The organism is Bradyrhizobium sp. 186 (genome assembly GCF_023101685.1).
Taxonomy (GTDB): Bacteria; Pseudomonadota; Alphaproteobacteria; order Rhizobiales; family Xanthobacteraceae; genus Bradyrhizobium.
The window spans coordinates 4,948,610-4,965,859 of the sequence record NZ_CP082164.1 but is presented as its reverse complement, the minus strand read 5'-3'; the positions used below and the strand labels follow the sequence as shown (position 1 = coordinate 4,965,859).

Sequence of the window (17,250 nt, the reverse complement as noted above, 5' to 3'; positions counted from 1 at the left end):
TGCGCGCAGCAGCCTAGCGAAAAGCAGGTCGGGACGAGGAGATGTCGCAGCCCGGCCGAACAAGGAGATGGCCCATAACGAATAGACTTGACACAAATCGCCCCATACAAGTGCCTTGTGGCAACGCGGACCTCGCCATCCCGCCCGCGCACCGGATTTACGAGTACATGCCCTAGCCGGCCCTAGCCGGTCCGCGCGGCGCGCCGCAGCGCCTGCGGCGGCTGGCCGAAGGCACGGATGAAGGCGCGACGCATTCGCTCGGGATCGCGGAAACCGGTCGCCTCGGCGACGAGCTCGATCGCCTCGCGCGAGGACTGCACGCGCTCGCGCGCGACCTCGATGCGCAGCCGCTCGATCGCCTTGGACGGCGTCGTGCCGGTCTCCGCGGCAAAGGCGCGGGCAAAATGCCGCGCGCTCATCCCGGCGCGGTCGGCGAGGTCCTCGACGGTCAGCGGCGCGTCGAGATTTTCGCGCGCCCATGACAGCAGTGCGCCGAACCGGCCGTTCGGCGTCTTCAATTCCAGCAGCGAGGAGAACTGCGACTGGCCGCCGCTGCGGCGATGATAGAGCACGAGCTGGCGGGCGGTCTGCTGCGCGATCTCCTCGCCGTGATCCTCGGTGACCATCGCGAGGGCGAGGTCGATTCCGGCTGTGATCCCCGCGGAGGTCCACACATTGCCGTCGCGGGTGAAAATCTGGTCAGGCTCGAACTTCACCTTCGGATAGCGCGCAACGAAATCCTGCGTGCGGCCCCAATGCGTCGTGGCTCGGCGGCCGTCGAGCAGGCCGGCCTCGGCCAGCACATAGGCGCCCGAACAGACGCTGGCGACCCGTACGCCGCGCCGCGCCAGCCGCTGCACGAAGGCGCGCGTGACCTCGCAGCGCGCCGCGTCCGTCACGCCCGCGCCGCCCGCCACGACCAGCGTCGTGATCGCATGCGCCGATTTGAGATCGCGCGCCATCATCTCGACGCCGGAGGAACTGCGCACCGGCCCCGCGTTCACCGCCAGCACCCGGATCCCGGGCGTCGTCTTGCCGGTGCAACGTGCCGCGATCTCGAACACCGAAATCGGGCCGGCCGAATCGAGCAACTGGAAATCCGGGAAGATCAGGATGCCGATCATGGTCATGTCCGAAAATAAGGGAAATACGCCATTTTGGACGCAAGGGCATCATGCCATCCTGCCGGCGTCAAGCTCAGAATTAAGGGATCTCCGATGTCGCCACCGCTCCAGATCGGTCTTTTGGTATTTCCGCGCGTCACCCAGCTCGACTTCACCGGGCCCTTGCAGGTGTTCTCTTCCCTTCCGGGCGCAAAGCTGCACCTGATCTGGAAGCGCATCGAGCCGGTGCCGAGCGATTCCGTGCTGACGCTGACGCCGACCACGACATTTGCCGACTGCCCGCAGCTGGACGTGATCTGCGTCCCCGGCGGCGGCGGCACCAACGATCTGCTCAATGACGACGAAGTGCTGGATTTCCTGCGCAGCCAGGCCGAAGGCGCAAAGTACGTCACCTCGGTCTGCACGGGATCGCTGGCACTCGGCGCCGCCGGCCTGCTGAAGGGCTACCGCGCTGCCACCCATTGGAGCGCGATGGAGATGCTTGGCCAGTTCGGCGCGACGCCGACCAAGACGCGGGTCTGCGTCGACCGCAACCGCATCACCGGCGGCGGCGTCACCGCAGGGATCGATTTCGCGCTGACGCTGGTGTCGATCCTAGCCGACCGCACCACGGCGGAGGCGATCCAGCTTCAGCTCGAATACAACCCGGCACCGCCGTTCAATGCTGGCTCGCCGGACACGGCGCCCGCCGAAGTGCTGGCCCTGCTCAGGGAGCGTGGCGCAGCAAACCAGGCGCGCCGGCTGGAAGCGGTCAAGCGCGCGGCCGAACGGGTGATGTAGGGCGCGAAAACAGAAAAAGGCCGCCCGGTTTCCCGAGCGGCCTTTCCTGTCTTACGGCGGCTGCACATTTCATCGGGCGATTTCGGAACTTCCAGACCGGGGGCCTATCTCCCGATCGAGTCCTGGTCGGCGGCCGCTGCATCTCGGGATAGTCGCGAACTGTTGCCCGAACCGAACGCGATGGTCTCCCATCTCCGTAAGATGGGACCATTGAGCCGCATCGCTCGCGTGGCCGCAATGGCCGCCCAAGCAGCATCCCCGCTGTTCCCGTTGTTCACAGCGGCATCAGTCGGATGCGAATGCATCCAACGCCAATGATCTGAAGGTCGGGACGTGCTCAGACTTAGCTTGGCGTCCAGGGCTGATAGTCGCCGGTCGCCTTCGGCCGCTTGCCGCTGGCAAGCGTCGAGCCGGAAGGACGGTAGGCCGTCGGCGTGCCGGTGAGATTCGGCTGATGCGGCTTTTCCCACTCGCGCGGCTGGTAGTTGGCCTCGGTCGGCGGCACGTCCACGACGTGATGGATCCAGCCGTGCCAGGAGGGCGGAATACGGCTCGCCTCGGCGTAGCCGTTGTAGATGACCCAGCGCCGCTCGAAACCGAGCGTCGGATCGATCGCCCCGCCGCGGGTGCGATAGTAACGGTTGCCCTGCTCGTCCTCGCCGACCAGCTCTCCGTACCGCCTGGTCCAGAGTTGGGTGCCAAAGGTCTGGCCGTTCCACCAGGTGAAGAACTTGAGGAAGAATTGTTTCATACGGCAAGGGCCCTGCTTCGTGGGATCCTGATGCCATCCGGAGGCCGAAATGTCCAGTTCGGCGGGTGCGGCTGTGCCCCGCCCAAATGCGATGACACCGGCATGGACGCCGCCGCAAATCGGACGCGATCCGTTCATGCCGGGTACAGCGGCTGGATGAGAGGCTCCCTTCGCACGCAAACCGGCGTGATCCCAGGAACCCCCTCCGCTTCAAGGGGTTTGCTTCCGGGAAAAGGAGCTTGACCATGAACAGTCTGAAAGTTTTGAGTGCCGCCGCGGCGGTGGCGCTGGTTCTTCCGTTGGCGACGCCGAGCTTCGCCCAGGGCCATGGTGGCCGCGGCGGTGGTGGTATCGGCGGCGGCGGCGCTCACATTGGTGGTGGCGGCGGCGGCGGAGCTCACTTCGGCGGCGGCGGCGCGCGAATGGGCGGCGGCGGCTTTGGCGGCGGTGCGCGGATGGGCGGTGGCGGAAGCAATTTCGCGGCCGGCGCCGCGGTGCGTCCGAGCGGCGGCGCAGCGCCGACCTTCAGCGGTGGCGGTGGCCGCAGCTTCGCAGCCGCAGGCACCAATTGGAATGGCGGCGGCGGCAACTGGCACGGCGGCGGCTGGCGTCATCGCGGCGGCGGGTTCTGGCCCGGCGTAGCGGCAGGTGCAGCGATCGGCGGGCTCGGCTCGTACGCCTATTACGGCGGAGGATATTACAACGATCCCTACTACTACGGCGACGACAGCTATTATGACGAGCCGACAGTGGCGGTCGTGCCCGACACGGGCGGCGATTCCGTAGGCTACTGCGCGCAGCGCTATAGGTCCTACGACCCGGCGTCAGGCACCTATCTCGGCTATGACGGCCTGCGTCATCCCTGCCCGTAAGGCGGCCTGAAGCAATCGATCCGCAATTGATCCGGGCGGCGCCGACAATTATCGGCGCCGCCCATGCGTTTTGGCCGGCTGTTTGCAGGTCTCCAGCTTGCGATAGAGTTCGAGCCAGCGTCGCTCGCGCGCTGTCAGCGGCCCGCCTTCGAACGACCACGCGGGACGTCCCTCCTCGTCGAGCGGAGCCATGGCGTCGAGCCGCTCGAACTCTGCAAGCTCCTCTGGAAGGACAACGACCTCGCCAATCAGAACGTGGGGACGAGCAGCGTCTTCCCGATCGGCGGGATCAGATCGCAAGGCTGGCTTGTCGGCGGCCACGCCGGCTACAACTGGCAATACACAAGCGTCGTCGCCGGCGTCGAGATCGACGGCACGGCAACCGGTATCTCCGGCCAGTCGCAACGGGGAGTGCTTCAATTCACGCCGCTGGCAAGTGAAGCGATCACTCTGTCAGATGACGTGAAATATCTCGGCACGGTGCGTGGCCGCCTCGATTTATCTTCGTTGAACATCGACGAAATTCACCTGCCGTCATACTCTTGCTGAGCGAGGCGGCAGTAGCCCTCCCAAGACAGCGCGGGGGCTTGGAGTTTCCGTCTCAGCTATGCACAGCACCGTGCATATCTACCCTGACCCAATCCAAAATTGACCCACCCCACGATTCACCTATATCACCAACGGTATGGGGACTTCGATCTATGGGAAATGTCATGCCGCGTATCCTCGTGGTAGATGACGATCCGATGGTCGGCGCGACCATCGAGGTCCTCCTCCAACGTCAGGGCTTCGACGTCACGCTGGCCGACGGCGGAGAAACGGGGCTTGCTGCGCTCGAGGCGCAGACGTTTGACGTCATGCTGGTCGACATCTTCATGCCGCATATGCGCGGCTTCGAATCCATCCGCATCTTTCACGAGCGTGCGCCCGCGATTCCCTTGATCGCGATGTCCGGCTACGCCTTCGCGTCGGCCGCCGATCCCTCCCCCGACTTTCTGCGCATGGCGTTGGAACTCGGCGCGGCGCGCTGCCTGCGCAAGCCGTTCACGCCGGAAGCGCTGCTGACCACGATCCGGGAATGCCTCGCCGGGCCCGGCGATGGTGCACAGCCGAAGGACAAGAAAGAAGCCCCTTGATCCCAACGCAGCGCGTCATTCTCGGTGCTGGACTTGCAATCCTCCTGATCATCACCGCAGCCTCGATCGGGCTCGACGTCAAGTCGCGGTCCGACGCGGCCTGGGTCAATCACACCATCGGGCTCTTGAAGAAGATCTCCGATCTGCGCGTCCTGATGCGCCGCGCCGAGAGCGCCGCGCGCGGCTACGAGCTCTACCGCAACCCGAGCTTCAGCGACGAATTCCAGGCGGCCCGCGCCGGAATCGCACCCGCGCTCGCCGACCTCAAGCGCGCCGTCCGCGACAATCCCGATCAGGTCGCGCTCATCGAGGGCACCGAACCGCTGGCGCAGCGCCGGATCGAGATTGCGGCCGAAGTGATGCGGCTGCGCGCGGAGAACGATCAGGCCGGCATTGCCGTCCTCCAGGGCAAGGCCGAGGGCCGCGGCCTCATGGAAGCGGTGATGGGCAATCTCGACCGTTTGAGCGCGGAAGAAGAGAGGCTGCTCACCGCGCGCACGTCGGATTCGCGCCGCACCGGCATCGTGCTGCTCGGCATCGACGTCGCCGGCGCCATGCTGATCCTGCTCCTGGTCGCGCTGCTGATACGCGAAAGCCAGCGCGCCCGGGTGGCGCTCCAGAGCACGCTGACCGAGACCACGGCCGCCAAGGAAGTGCTCGAGGCGGCTGTCGCCGAACGCACCGAGCATCTCGTCATCGCCCATGACGAGCTGCGGCTGTCGGTCAACGTGCTCCAGAGCACGTTTCACAGCATGGCGGAGGCGGTGCTGGTCATCGACACCGAAAGCAACGTGCTGCTGTCCAATCCGGCAGCGGAGCGCATGCTGCTGCATCGGACCGGCATGAACCTGGGCAATTTGCGCGCGCTGTCCGGCGTCTTCCACGGCGACGGCGTCACGCCGCTCCGGCCCGAAGAGCTGCCGTCGGCGCGCGTGCTGCGCGGTGAGCCGTTCGAAGAGCTTGAGATGATTGTCCGCCCCCACAGCGGCAATCCCGTCCGCCACCTCATGGTCAGCGGCCGGCCCATGCTGAACGGACAAGGCGAAATCTCCGGCGCGGTGCTGGTCTATCACGACGCCACCACCTCGCGCGAGACCGAGCGGCAATTGCAGCAGTCGCAGAAGCTAGATGCTATCGGCAAGCTGACCGGCGGCGTCGCGCACGACTTCAACAACATGCTGACCGTGATCTCCGGCAACACGGAGACGCTGGTGGCGAGCCTGAAGGAGCAGCCCGAGCTGCAGCGCACGGCGCGCCTGATCGACGATGCCGCCGAGCGCTGCGCCGAGCTGATCCAGCATCTGCTGGCGTTCGCGCGCAGGCAGCCGCTCGAGCCGCGCAATGTCGAGATCAACGCCGCGATATCAGACATCGCAAAGCTCCTGCGCCCCACCCTCGGCGAGCAGATCCAGATCGAGACCGCGCTCGAACAGGGGTCGATGACCTCGCACATCGATCCGTCCAGGCTCACCAACGCCGTGCTCAACATGGCCATCAATGCCCGCGACGCCATGCCGAACGGCGGCAAGCTGCTGCTCGAGACCCACAGGGTCGTGCTCGACGAGGCCTATGCGCAAGCCAATGCGGAGGTGCGCCCGGGCCCTTACGTGATGCTCGCCGTCAGCGACACCGGCACCGGCATGCCCGCCGACGTCCAGGAGAAGGCGTTCGAGCCGTTCTTCACCACCAAGGAGGTCGGCAAGGGCTCGGGCCTCGGCCTCTCCATGGTCTACGGCTTCGTCAAGCAGTCCGGCGGCCACATCAAGATCTACAGTGAGGAAGGCCACGGCACCACGATCAAGCTCTATCTGCCGCCGGGCGAAGGCATGGCCGAGGCAATCATCTCCGCCGCGCCGCCGGCCGCAGGCGGGGCCGAGACCATTTTCGTGGTCGAGGACGACAGTCTGGTGCGCAACTTCGTCACCGCGCAGTTGCAGAGCCTCGGCTACCAGACGGTGGCCGCCGCCGACAGCAAGGCCGCGCTGCAATTGATCGAGGCCGGCCAGACTTTCGATCTGCTGTTCACCGACGTCGTCATCCCCGGCGGCATGAGCGGGCGCCAGCTCGCCGAGGAGGTCGCGAAGCGCCGGCCGGGCCTGAAGGTGCTTTACACCTCCGGCTACACCGACAACGCGATCGTCCACCACGGCAAGCTCGACGACGGCGTGATGCTGCTGACCAAGCCTTACCGGCGCAACCAGCTCGCCGAGATGATCCGCAAGGCGCTGAATGGCGGCGGGACGGCTGCGCCCTAGCGCGTCGCCAGCACCACGCCCGCGAGCGTGAAGATCAGCGCCGCGATCTGCCCCGGCCCCAGCGGCTCGCCCAGCGCCAGCGCGGAGGCCACCACGCCGATCACCGGCACCGCCATGGTGCCGATCGCGGCGACGGAGGCCGGCAGGCGCGACAGCGCAGCAAACCAGCTGACATAGGCGATGCAGAACTGCACCACGGTCGAATAGACCAGGAGACCCCAGCCGACCGGCGTCACTAGGTCCAGATGCGAGGTCTCGACGAGGAGCCCCACGATCGCGACCGGCAGGCAGCCGACGCCGATCTGCCAGGCCGCCGCCGTGATCGGCGGCAGGTGAATGGGATATTTCTTCAACAGCACCGTGCCGAGCGCAAAACCGGCGGCGCCCGCGAGCGCCATGACGATGCCCGGGAGCTTCTCTTCGCTGGCGGCAAAGCCGTTGCCCCCCATGATCGAGGCAAGGCCGGCAAAGGCCATCACCAGCGCGATGGTGCGGAGCACCGTCGGCCGCTCGCCGAGCACCGGCCAGGCGATCAGCGAGGCCCAGACCGGCATGGTGTAGGCAATCAGCGCCGCCTCGCTCGCCGGCAGCCACAGCAGTGCGAGCCCCATCAAGACCATCCAGCCGGTGACGTTGAGGAGCCCCGCGATCAGGAGCCGCGGCCAGATCCCGGCTGCGACTTTCAGGCTGTCGCCGCGGATCAGGGCGAGCGCGGCCAGCAGCACCGCGCCGAGCACGCCGGTCACCCCGCGCAGCGTCAGCGGCGGCAGCTCGGCGAGCAGGAATTTCGTCACCGGCCAGTTGAAGCCCCAGCCGACCGAGGTGATGGCAAGGAACATCAGGCCGGCCGGGGCGATGCGCGGCCGCGCATCCCGGCGAGTCGAATCAAGCATGTGGAGTTACCCGGCAGAAAACGAGGTCAGCTTGGCGCGGATTCGCACCTGCCACCACCACCTCGGCGGGCATGCCTGCCCTCACCTTCCGTAGCCCTACGTGAGTCCCGCTGGCGCAACCCTGTTGCCCAAAAATATACCTGCCCTGTGAACAGCGGGATGAAGCCTCCGGAACACCACAAGATGCAAATTTTTTCGATTGGGAATCCCTGAGGACTCACCGATACTTGCCCTCACAACAGGCGTGGGCTTGCCCCCTGTTTTCCCCCGCTGTCCACCATATTTAGTATTTGATTCAGGAACTCGTACTAGTTCTTGACGTGCGCAACGGAGAGTCCTAGCTTTCGGTCCGTTCGGCGCGAGTGTGTTTGCGTCCCGCCGGCACTCCCCCAACGGGTCCGCAAAACAGCACTCCGCCAAGCCAGACAAAGGCAGCGGGATGAGGGCTTGTCTGCCCTTCAGAAGCGGACTTTTCGGGCGCCAGAACGGGCCGGAAACAGGTTCGGATGGCATTGGTAGAAGACGAGGCGTTGAACGCATGTCGCGCGCATCCCCCTGGGGGCGGATGAGTGTGGACGTGCCGGCGGATGTGAGGTGCACGCACCGAACCATCGCGCCGGGAGAAACTGGGCCGGATCCACCGGCTTGAACTGCGAAGCCTTAAGGCCGCAAGGCCCTTCGAGGAATCGCGAAACGAAATATCGGCCCGGTCGCCTTGCGGAGGCGGTCCGGCAAATTAAAGGACGGGGCAAGACCATGCGGATTGAGCGGCGCCACACCACTGCGGGACAGTCACCTTACGCCGGGATCGATTTCCGGCTCACCACGTCGGAGATTCGCAATCCCGACGGCTCGGTCGTGTTCAAGCTCGACAATGTCGAAGTGCCGACCGTTTGGTCGCAGGTCGCCTCCGACGTGCTGGCCCAGAAGTATTTCCGCAAAGCCGGCGTTGCCGCGCGCCTGAAGAAGGTCGAGGAGGAATCCGTCCCCTCCTTCCTGTGGCGTTCCGTGCCCGACACCGAGGCCCTTAGCCTCCTGCCCGAGAAAGAGCGCTATGTCAGCGAGCTCTCGGCCAAGCAGGTGTTCGACCGCCTCGCCGGCTGCTGGACCTATTGGGGCTGGAAGGGCAATTACTTCTCCTCCGACGCCGACGCCCAGACCTTCTATGACGAGCTGCGCTACATGCTCACCATGCAGATGGTCGCGCCGAACTCGCCGCAATGGTTCAATACCGGCCTGCACTGGGCCTATGGCATCGACGGTCCCGGCCAGGGCCATTATTACGTCGACCCCTTCACCGCCAAGCTGACCAAGTCGAAATCGTCCTACGAGCATCCGCAGCCGCATGCCTGCTTCATCCAGGGCGTCGGTGACGACCTCGTCAACGAGGGCGGCATCATGGACCTCTGGGTCCGCGAGGCGCGCCTGTTCAAGTACGGCTCCGGCACCGGCTCCAACTTCTCGCGCCTGCGCGGCGAAGGCGAAAGGCTCTCCGGCGGCGGCCGCTCGTCCGGCCTGATGAGCTTCCTCAAGATCGGCGACCGCGCCGCCGGCGCGATCAAGTCGGGCGGCACCACGCGCCGCGCCGCCAAGATGGTCGTGGTCGACGCCGATCACCCCGACATCGAGACCTATATCGACTGGAAGGTGAGGGAGGAGCAGAAGGTTGCCGCTCTCGTCACGGGATCCAAGATCAACCAGAAGCACCTCAAGGCGGTGCTGAAGGCCTGCGTCAACTGCGAAGGCTCCGGCGACGACTGTTTCGATCCCGAGAAGAACCCGGCGCTCCGCCGCGAGATCAAGCTCGCGCGCCGCAGCCTCGTGCCTGACAACTACATCAAGCGCGTGATCCAGTTTGCCAAGCAGGGCTACAAGGACATCCAGTTCGACGTCTACGACACCGACTGGGATTCGGAGGCTTACCTCACGGTATCCGGCCAGAACTCCAACAACTCGGTCTCGCTGAAGGACGACTTCCTCCGCGCCGTCGAAACCGACGGCGACTGGAGCCTGATCGGCCGCACCACCAAGAAGGTGACCAAGACGCTGAAGGCGCGCGACCTCTGGGAGAAGATCGGCTACGCCGCCTGGGCGTCGGCCGACCCGGGCCTGCACTTCAACACCACCATGAACGACTGGCACACCTGCAAGTCGTCCGGCGACATCCGCGCCTCCAATCCGTGCTCGGAATACATGTTCCTGGACGACACGGCGTGCAACCTCGCCTCCGCCAACCTGCTGACGTTCTACGACATCCCCTCCAAGCGCTTCGACGTCGAGGGTTATGAGCACCTCTGCCGCTTGTGGACGCTGGTGCTCGAAATCTCCGTGATGATGGCGCAGTTCCCGTCCAAGTCGATCGCCGAGCTCTCCTACGAGTTCCGCACGCTCGGCCTCGGCTACGCCAATATCGGCGGCCTGCTGATGACGATGGGCCTGTCCTATGACTCGAAGGAAGGCCGCGCGCTCTGCGGCGCGCTGACCGCTGTCATGACCGGCATCACCTACAAGACCTCGGCGGAGATGGCTGGCGAGCTCGGCACCTTCCCCGGCTACAAGAAGAACGCGAGCCACATGCTGCGCGTGATCCGCAACCACCGCCGCGCCGCCCATGGCCAGTCCAACGGCTACGAGGCGCTCAGCGTCAACCCGGTGCCGCTCGACCTCGTCTCCTGCCCGCAAGCCGATCTGGTCGCGCATGCGCAGGCCGCCTGGGATGCAGCCCTCGAGCTCGGCGAGAAGCACGGCTATCGCAACGCCCAGACCACGGTGATCGCGCCGACCGGCACGATCGGCCTCGTCATGGATTGCGACACCACCGGCATCGAGCCCGACTTCGCGCTGGTGAAGTTCAAGAAGCTCGCCGGCGGCGGCTACTTCAAGATCATCAACCGCGCGGTCCCCGCGGCGCTGCGCGCGCTCGGCTATCGCGAAGCTGATATCGCGGAGATCGAGGCCTACGCCGTCGGCCACGGCTCGCTCTCCAACGCCCCCGGCATCAACGTCTCGACGCTGAAGGCCAAGGGCTTTACCGATGAGGCCATCGCCAAGGTCGAGAAGGCCCTGCCGACCGCGTTCGACATCAAGTTCGCCTTCAACAAGTGGACCTTTGGCGAGGACTTCATCCGCGACCAGCTCGGCATCGGCGCCGAAGCGATCGCGGCTCCCGGCTTCGACCTGCTCCAGGCCGTCGGCTTCACCAAGCGCGAGATCGAGGCGGCCAACGTCCACATCTGCGGCGCGATGACGGTGGAAGGCGCCCCGCACCTCAAGGCCGAGCACTATCCGGTGTTCGACTGCGCCAACCCATGCGGCAAGGTTGGCAAGCGCTATCTGTCGGTCGAGAGCCACATCCGCATGATGGCGGCGGCCCAGCCCTTCATCTCGGGCGCGATCTCCAAGACCATCAACATGCCGAACGACGCCACGGTGGAGGACTGCAAGTCCGCCTACATGCTGTCGTGGAAGCTCGCGCTGAAGGCCAACGCGCTCTATCGCGACGGCTCGAAGCTAAGCCAGCCGCTCAACTCGCAGCTCATCAGCGATGATGAGGACGAGGACGATGCGGTCGAGCAGCTCTACGACAAGCCGATGGCGGCACGTGCCGCCCAGGTCTCGGAAAAGATCGTCGAGAAGCTGGTCGAGCGCATCATCGTGATGCGCGAGCGCGAGAAGATGCCGGATCGCCGCAAGGGCTACACCCAGAAGGCGGTCGTCGGCGGGCATAAGGTGTACTTGCGCACCGGCGAGTATGATGATGGCCGCATCGGCGAGATCTTCATCGATATGCACAAGGAAGGCGCGGCACTGCGCTCCTTCATCAACAACTTCGCCATCGCCGTGTCGCTGGGTCTCCAGTACGGCGTGCCGCTCGACGAATATGTCGACGCCTTCACCTTCACCCGCTTCGAGCCGGCGGGCCCCGTGCAGGGCAACGACTCGATCAAGTACGCGACCTCGATCCTCGACTACGTCTTCCGCGAACTGGCTGTGAGCTATCTCAGCCGCTTCGACCTCGCCCATGTCGACCCCAGCGAGACCGGGTTCGACGTGCTCGGCAAGGGCGTCGAGGAAGGCAAGGAGCCGGACGACAACGCGGGCCACCACGCCACCAAGCTGGTGTCGCGCGGCCTCACCCGCTCCCGTACCGACAACCTCGTGGTGATGCGCGGCGGCTCGGCCGCGGTCGCCCAGGGCAATGACAGCGCACCGGCCGGTGGCTCCAAGGTCACCTCGCTTGCCTCCCACGGCACATCGGCCCGCGGCGGTGATGCGATGGAAGGCGCGGTCGCGCTGAAGCAGGAAGCCCAACACGACCTCTCGCCAACGGAGAAGCTCGAAGCCCTCCAGTGGAGCAAGACCGGCACCGCGCAAACCATGGTGCCCTCCAAGGCCGAGCGCCGCGCGGAAGCCAAGGCCAAGGGCTACGAAGGCGAGATGTGCGGCGAGTGCGGCAACTTCACGCTGGTGCGGAATGGCACGTGCATGAAGTGCGATACTTGCGGCAGCACGACGGGGTGTTCGTGATTATGCCGACTGACGGATTTGGGGCGGAAGTTCAGAAGCACGACCTCCTCGATTTCGTTATGCGAACTGAAGTCCGCTTCGTTCGGTGAAGCTACGGGACCCGGCGCCGCATGCGCCGAGCCCTTCGAAACAAGGTTCGCGGCGGGCTTCGGTCTCGCCGCGAAATCGCTCAATGAACGAATCGTGAATCAACTTGTGAGACGTACGATGACGAGTTCGGTTGCAGAGATCGCCGAGGATAAGCCGGCGTCGGCGAAGACAAAGCGCAAGGCTATCCCCATTAGAGTCCAGAACATCGTGTGGGGCCGCGCCGCAGGTCGTTGTCAGTATGCGGGCTGCAACAAGCTTCTCGTCGGCGACCAGATCTCCGGCGCCGCGAATGCAAACACGGCCTACATCGGACACATCGTGGCGGACTCGGCCGAAGGTCCGCGCGGAGATCCGGCGCGATCCCCCAAGCTGGCGCATGATCCCGACAACCTCATGCTGGTCTGCGACGTCCACCACCGCGTGTTCGACCGCGAAATGGTCGACGAGCATCCGGAGGAGGTGTTGATCGCGATGAAGCGTCGTCATGAAGCGCGCATCCGGACCGTCACCGGCATCGACGAGGAGCTCGGCAGCCACGTCATCCGGTACGCCGCGAAGATCGGCTCCAACGAATCCCCCGTCGAGAAAGGTGCGGTCAAATGGTCGATGATCCCTGAGCGCTATCCGCTCGACGACGGTTGGATCGACCTCGACCTAGTCACCCTCGAGCTCCGCGACGATGATCCCGCATACTGGCCGACGCATGTGAAGAATCTGCAGACCGTCTTCAACGAAAAGGTCCGCGGCCGGATGGAGCGCCAAGAGATCAAACGCCTCGCCGTGTTCGGTCTCGCGCCTATCCCGCTGCTATTCGAACTCGGACGCCTGATCTCCGACATCGCGACCGCCGACGTCCGGCAGTTGCTGCGCGATCCGAAGGGCTGGAAATGGGACTCTTCCTCACCGACGATCGGGTACGATCTGCGACGCCCGGAGCGAACCGGCGGCCCCGTCGCGCTCAAACTCGAAATCAGCGCGCCCGTCGTCGACGAACGCGTCGCGAAAGTTGTTGGTCCGGACCCTTCGATTTGGTCGATCGCCGCCGCTGGCGCGCACAACGACATCGTGCGGCGTCCCGAGGACATCGCGTCCTTCGCCAAGCTATTTCGCAAGACACTGGACGACATCAAGCTGGCCCACGGCGAGCACGTGACGGTGAACGTGTTTCCCGCCATCCCGGTCTCGATCGCCATCGAGGCGGGCCGGTCGTGGCAGCCGAAGGCACATCCCTCCTCTCGATCTACGACCAGAACTGGAAGCTGGGCGGCTTCGCCCTCATTCATCGCCTCGAACACATTCACTGACGTCACGGAGACCGACATGAACGTCCATATGCGCCCCAGCGTCACCCCCGAAGCCGAAGAAACGCTTGAGGATCTCGCGGATTCGCTTGCGATCCCCGAGTCCCGATACGAAGAGGCCGAGCGCAGCTACAAGTCGCTTGGAGATTGGCTAAACCGTCCAGCCTCGACCATTCGGCAGTTCGACCCGCAGGTGCACGTCCAGGGATCCTTCGGCCTCGACACCGTGATTCCACCGATCAGCGACGAGGAACACTACGACGTCGATGCCGTCTGCGAGTTCCGCAAGTTGAACAAAACGCAGACAACACAGCAGGCGGTCAAGACAATGCTCGGCGACGAGATGAAGCTCTACGCTCGCGCGCGGAATATGGACAAGCCCGTCGAGGAGCATCGTCGGTGCTGGCGTCTCGAATACGCGGAAGATGCACAATTTCACATGGATGTTACCCCGGGCCTGCTGAACGCCGCCGAACAGCGCGCCCTTCTCCTTTCGCGCGGACTCGATGCGCGTTTTGCCGATACCGCGATCGCGATCACCGACATCGACCATCATGCGTACCGCATCATTTCCGCCGACTGGCCACGGTCGAATCCACGTGGCTATCTCAAGTGGTTCCTCAGCCGCATGGAGGTCATCTTCGAGGAGCGGAAGCGGGAGTTGATCCGCAAGGGCGTGCGCGCCGGCACCGAACCGATCCCGTTCTACGCCGTGCGGACTCCGCTTCAGTCTGCCATCATGATCCTCAAGCGTCACCGCGACATCATGTTCGCCGCGCGGTCCGACGAGCGCCCTATCTCGATCATCGTCACCACACTCGGGGCCCACGCCTACAACGGCGAGGTGAAGATCTCTGACGCGCTGTTCTCCATCCTAAACGGCATGGACCGGTTCATCGGCAAAGCACCCGACGGCAGCCATGTGGTAGCCAACCCGAGCGACCCAACCGAAAATTTCGCAGACAAGTGGCGCAAACATCCGGAGCGGGTGGCCGCATTCTACGAGTGGCTCGAACAGGCCCGACATGACTTCGCTTACGCCGCCAAACTCTCTAACAAGCAGCTCATCACTGAGACCCTCGCCAAATCGATCGGGCGCGGTGTCGCCGACCGCGTGCGCAAGCGGTCGGCCGCCCGCCTCGGCGCCCCCACAGTGCTGACTGCCGGCCTCGTTCGCAGCGAAGCCGAGGCGCGTCGTGCCCCGCCCCGCCTCGAGGGAGACCGCCGGAATGCTTGAGGCGAGCCATCCTCTCGTCGAGCGCTTCGAGGCGGCCGTCGCCGCAGTCGAAGCGCGATGGGAGGAACTCGGCTGGCAGCCGCGCAAGCTGGACCGGAGAGAGCTCTCAGCTTACCGCAGACGCGCCGCTGAGAAAGGTTGGCGCTTCGCCGCCGAATTTCCCGGCGGACTTCGCCGTCTCGACGTGCTCGTAAGCGCTGGTTTTCCGTCCACGCCCGCCCGCATTGCGCTCGTCGACCGGCCTCCTTTTCTGACCTGGCCTCACGTCGAGAAAGACGGTGTCCTCTGCCTTTTTTCCGATACGACCACGATGTCGGTGGACGATCCATACGATGGCGTGGCGTCGTTGCTGGACGAGGCATTCGCAATGGTCGGCGCGGCGATCCGCGGCGAATTGGACGGCGACTTCCGTACCGAATTCCTGACCTATTGGCATCACGCCGAGCGAGGCGACCGTACCGTGCTGTCGCTCCTCGACCCCGGTCCGCCATCGCGTCGGGTCCGCATCTGGGAGGGCGTGAGCCAGACTGTCGTAGCCGAAAACGACGAACAACTACGCGCGTGGTTGGCCAATGCCAACCCGAAGGCGACGGCCTCGAAAGTCAAGTCGCGCGCCGGCGCGTTCGTCTGGCTCGATCGGGTGCCGACACCCGCGGAGTACCCGTCGTCCGCCAGAGACGTTTACGCGTTGGCCAAATGCGGCGACTCCACAGAGCTGCTTGATGAACTCGTACGCGAGGCGCTTCCCCGCACCTTCGTGTTGTTCGGCGCGGTTGCCGAAGACGGTCCGGCCCTCGCGGCCGCCGTCGTGAACCGCCCCACCGTGGTCCGGGGGCGGGACCCGCTCTCCGCAGGCTTCCGCCCTTCGGCCGTTCCGGAGCAAGTCGCCCGCGACCGACTGTTCGGCGGCGCGCCGTGCGACCGCAATTCCGTCGAGCGGGTCGATCCGGCCTGGATTCACGGTCGTGACCGCGACGCGCGCGTTTCCAGACTCCGCGATGCGATAGTCGCCGTACTCGGCTGCGGATCGGTCGGCGCGCCTGTCGCGCACGCGCTCGCTCGGGCAGGCGTCGGAAAGTTAATTCTCGTCGACAAGCAGGTGCTGAAGAGCGCCAATGTCGGCAGACATACGCTTGGAATTCAATCCATCGACGATCCTAAGGCTCCAGCGCTCGCGCATCAGATCCGAACAGCCCTGCCGCACGTCGAGGTAGTTCACCACGTCTCGGAGGTACAGGAGTTGCTGCTGCGAGCCGAGGATCCCCTAGCCGAGATGGACGTGATTGTGTCAGCTCTCGGCGATTGGCCCGCCGAGTCCCTTGTCGACGCGTGGCAGGCCGGGCATGACCGCCGCGTCCCAATTGTCTACGGTTGGACTGAGCCCTATGCGGCGGCCGGCCACGCAGTTGCGATTACCGGCCCCGGTGACGGTCTCCGTGCGGGCCTTGATGCTTACGGAGTTCCCCATCTCGTTGCCGTGAGATGGGCGCAGGATCCTCGCCGGTACGAACCCGCGTGCGGCGCCGCGTTCGACCCCTACGGTCCAGTCGAGTTAGGCTTTGTTACGTCGCTGGTAGCGCAAACCGCCGTCGACGTCATTCTCGGCCAAATCACGTCCGGAACGCATCGCATTTGGCTTGCGCGGCGCGGATTGGTCGATTTTGCTGGTGGCACCTGGAGCGACGAATTGCGCGCGATTGCGCCGAATGTGCTTGAAGGGGCCACTATTGTTGAACGGCGATGGGGCCGGAGCGCAAGGACCCTCGCGGCGTGATCTCGTTCGATATCGGGGCGTCCGAACAAAGGCTTTCGTTCGGCGACGCCGTACTCGTACACTTCGATCGACACCGGCAGACGCGCATCTGGCATCGCGAGGCTGGTGGCCTCTTATTTGCCCGCCTCGCCCTCCCGACGATCGAAATCTGCGCCATTACCGGCCCGCGTCGAACCGACCGTCGCAGTCGTTATTCATATCGGCCCGACGAACGAGCCGAACAGCGCGAAATCGACGAGATGTTCCGCCGCAATCTTCACTTCGTCGGATGTTGGCACACGCATCCCGAAGATATCGCTTCGCCCTCACTTGTGGACACGCAAAATATCTCCGACTGTGTCCGGCGTTCCAAGCATGCTTTGAACGGCTTCGTCATGGTGATCGTCGGCAGGTCTGCTCTACCGGACAGCCTTTTCGTATCGGTATGTGATCGGTCATCCGTGCATCGACTCGTGCTCGAAGCGATACCCATCAACTCCGTCAGGTAATGGGCTTCGCAAGGGCTCGCTC

General features: G+C 64.9%; 12 protein-coding genes. 9 read left to right on the top strand and 3 right to left on the bottom strand.

Annotated features, from left to right (window positions below):
* Window positions 1-182: 182 nt before the first annotated feature.
* On the bottom strand, window positions 183-1,124 hold the full coding sequence (locus tag IVB18_RS23755) for a GlxA family transcriptional regulator (RefSeq protein ID WP_247991341.1): 942 nt from the start codon (window positions 1,122-1,124) through the stop codon (window positions 183-185).
* 93 nt (window positions 1,125-1,217) lie between these two features.
* On the opposite strand from IVB18_RS23755, the gene IVB18_RS23750 reads away from it, so the two are divergent.
* Window positions 1,218-1,904: a DJ-1/PfpI family protein gene (locus IVB18_RS23750; RefSeq protein ID WP_247991340.1), complete on the top strand. Its 687-nt coding sequence runs from the start codon at window positions 1,218-1,220 to the stop codon at window positions 1,902-1,904.
* Between the two features lie 343 nt (window positions 1,905-2,247).
* On the opposite strand, the gene IVB18_RS23745 is transcribed toward IVB18_RS23750, so the two are convergent.
* Entirely contained in the window at window positions 2,248-2,655 is a 408-nt protein-coding gene (locus IVB18_RS23745) for an NADH:ubiquinone oxidoreductase subunit NDUFA12 (protein WP_247991339.1), read from the bottom strand.
* A gap of 245 nt (window positions 2,656-2,900) precedes the next feature.
* Between IVB18_RS23745 and IVB18_RS23740 the strand changes: the two genes are divergently transcribed.
* The 4 genes from IVB18_RS23740 (at window position 2,901) to IVB18_RS23725 (ending at window position 6,918) form a co-directional block, all read left to right on the top strand.
* Window positions 2,901-3,527: a BA14K family protein gene (locus IVB18_RS23740; protein ID WP_247991981.1), complete on the top strand. Its 627-nt coding sequence runs from the start codon at window positions 2,901-2,903 to the stop codon at window positions 3,525-3,527.
* 63 nt (window positions 3,528-3,590) lie between these two features.
* Window positions 3,591-4,076 carry a hypothetical protein gene (locus IVB18_RS23735; RefSeq protein WP_247991338.1) on the top strand — a complete coding sequence of 162 codons (486 nt, stop codon included), beginning with the start codon at window positions 3,591-3,593 and terminating at the stop codon, window positions 4,074-4,076.
* Between the two features lie 164 nt (window positions 4,077-4,240).
* On the top strand, window positions 4,241-4,663 hold the full coding sequence (locus IVB18_RS23730) for a response regulator (RefSeq protein ID WP_247991337.1): 423 nt from the start codon (window positions 4,241-4,243) through the stop codon (window positions 4,661-4,663).
* A complete protein-coding gene (locus IVB18_RS23725; RefSeq protein ID WP_247991336.1) occupies window positions 4,660-6,918 on the top strand; it encodes a CHASE3 domain-containing protein in 2,259 nt (752 codons plus the stop codon). The genes IVB18_RS23730 and IVB18_RS23725 overlap by 4 nt, the downstream gene beginning before the upstream one ends.
* On the opposite strand, the gene IVB18_RS23720 is transcribed toward IVB18_RS23725, so the two are convergent.
* Window positions 6,915-7,811 carry a DMT family transporter gene (locus tag IVB18_RS23720; protein WP_247991335.1) on the bottom strand — a complete coding sequence of 299 codons (897 nt, stop codon included), beginning with the start codon at window positions 7,809-7,811 and terminating at the stop codon, window positions 6,915-6,917. The two genes, IVB18_RS23725 and IVB18_RS23720, sit on opposite strands and share 4 nt — an antisense overlap.
* 756 nt (window positions 7,812-8,567) lie before the next feature.
* On the opposite strand from IVB18_RS23720, the gene IVB18_RS23715 reads away from it, so the two are divergent.
* From IVB18_RS23715 to IVB18_RS23700, 4 genes are all read left to right on the top strand, one after another.
* Window positions 8,568-12,338, top strand: a complete 3,771-nt coding sequence (locus IVB18_RS23715; protein ID WP_247991334.1) for a vitamin B12-dependent ribonucleotide reductase — start codon at window positions 8,568-8,570, stop codon at window positions 12,336-12,338.
* Window positions 12,339-12,545: 207 nt separating this feature from the next.
* Window positions 12,546-14,966 carry an SAVED domain-containing protein gene (locus tag IVB18_RS23710; protein WP_247991333.1) on the top strand — a complete coding sequence of 807 codons (2,421 nt, stop codon included), beginning with the start codon at window positions 12,546-12,548 and terminating at the stop codon, window positions 14,964-14,966.
* Window positions 14,959-16,740 carry a ThiF family adenylyltransferase gene (locus tag IVB18_RS23705; protein ID WP_247991332.1) on the top strand — a complete coding sequence of 594 codons (1,782 nt, stop codon included), beginning with the start codon at window positions 14,959-14,961 and terminating at the stop codon, window positions 16,738-16,740. Before IVB18_RS23710 ends, IVB18_RS23705 begins: the two co-directional genes overlap by 8 nt.
* Window positions 16,737-17,228: a Mov34/MPN/PAD-1 family protein gene (locus tag IVB18_RS23700; RefSeq protein WP_247991331.1), complete on the top strand. Its 492-nt coding sequence runs from the start codon at window positions 16,737-16,739 to the stop codon at window positions 17,226-17,228. Before IVB18_RS23705 ends, IVB18_RS23700 begins: the two co-directional genes overlap by 4 nt.
* Window positions 17,229-17,250: the final 22 nt, after the last annotated feature.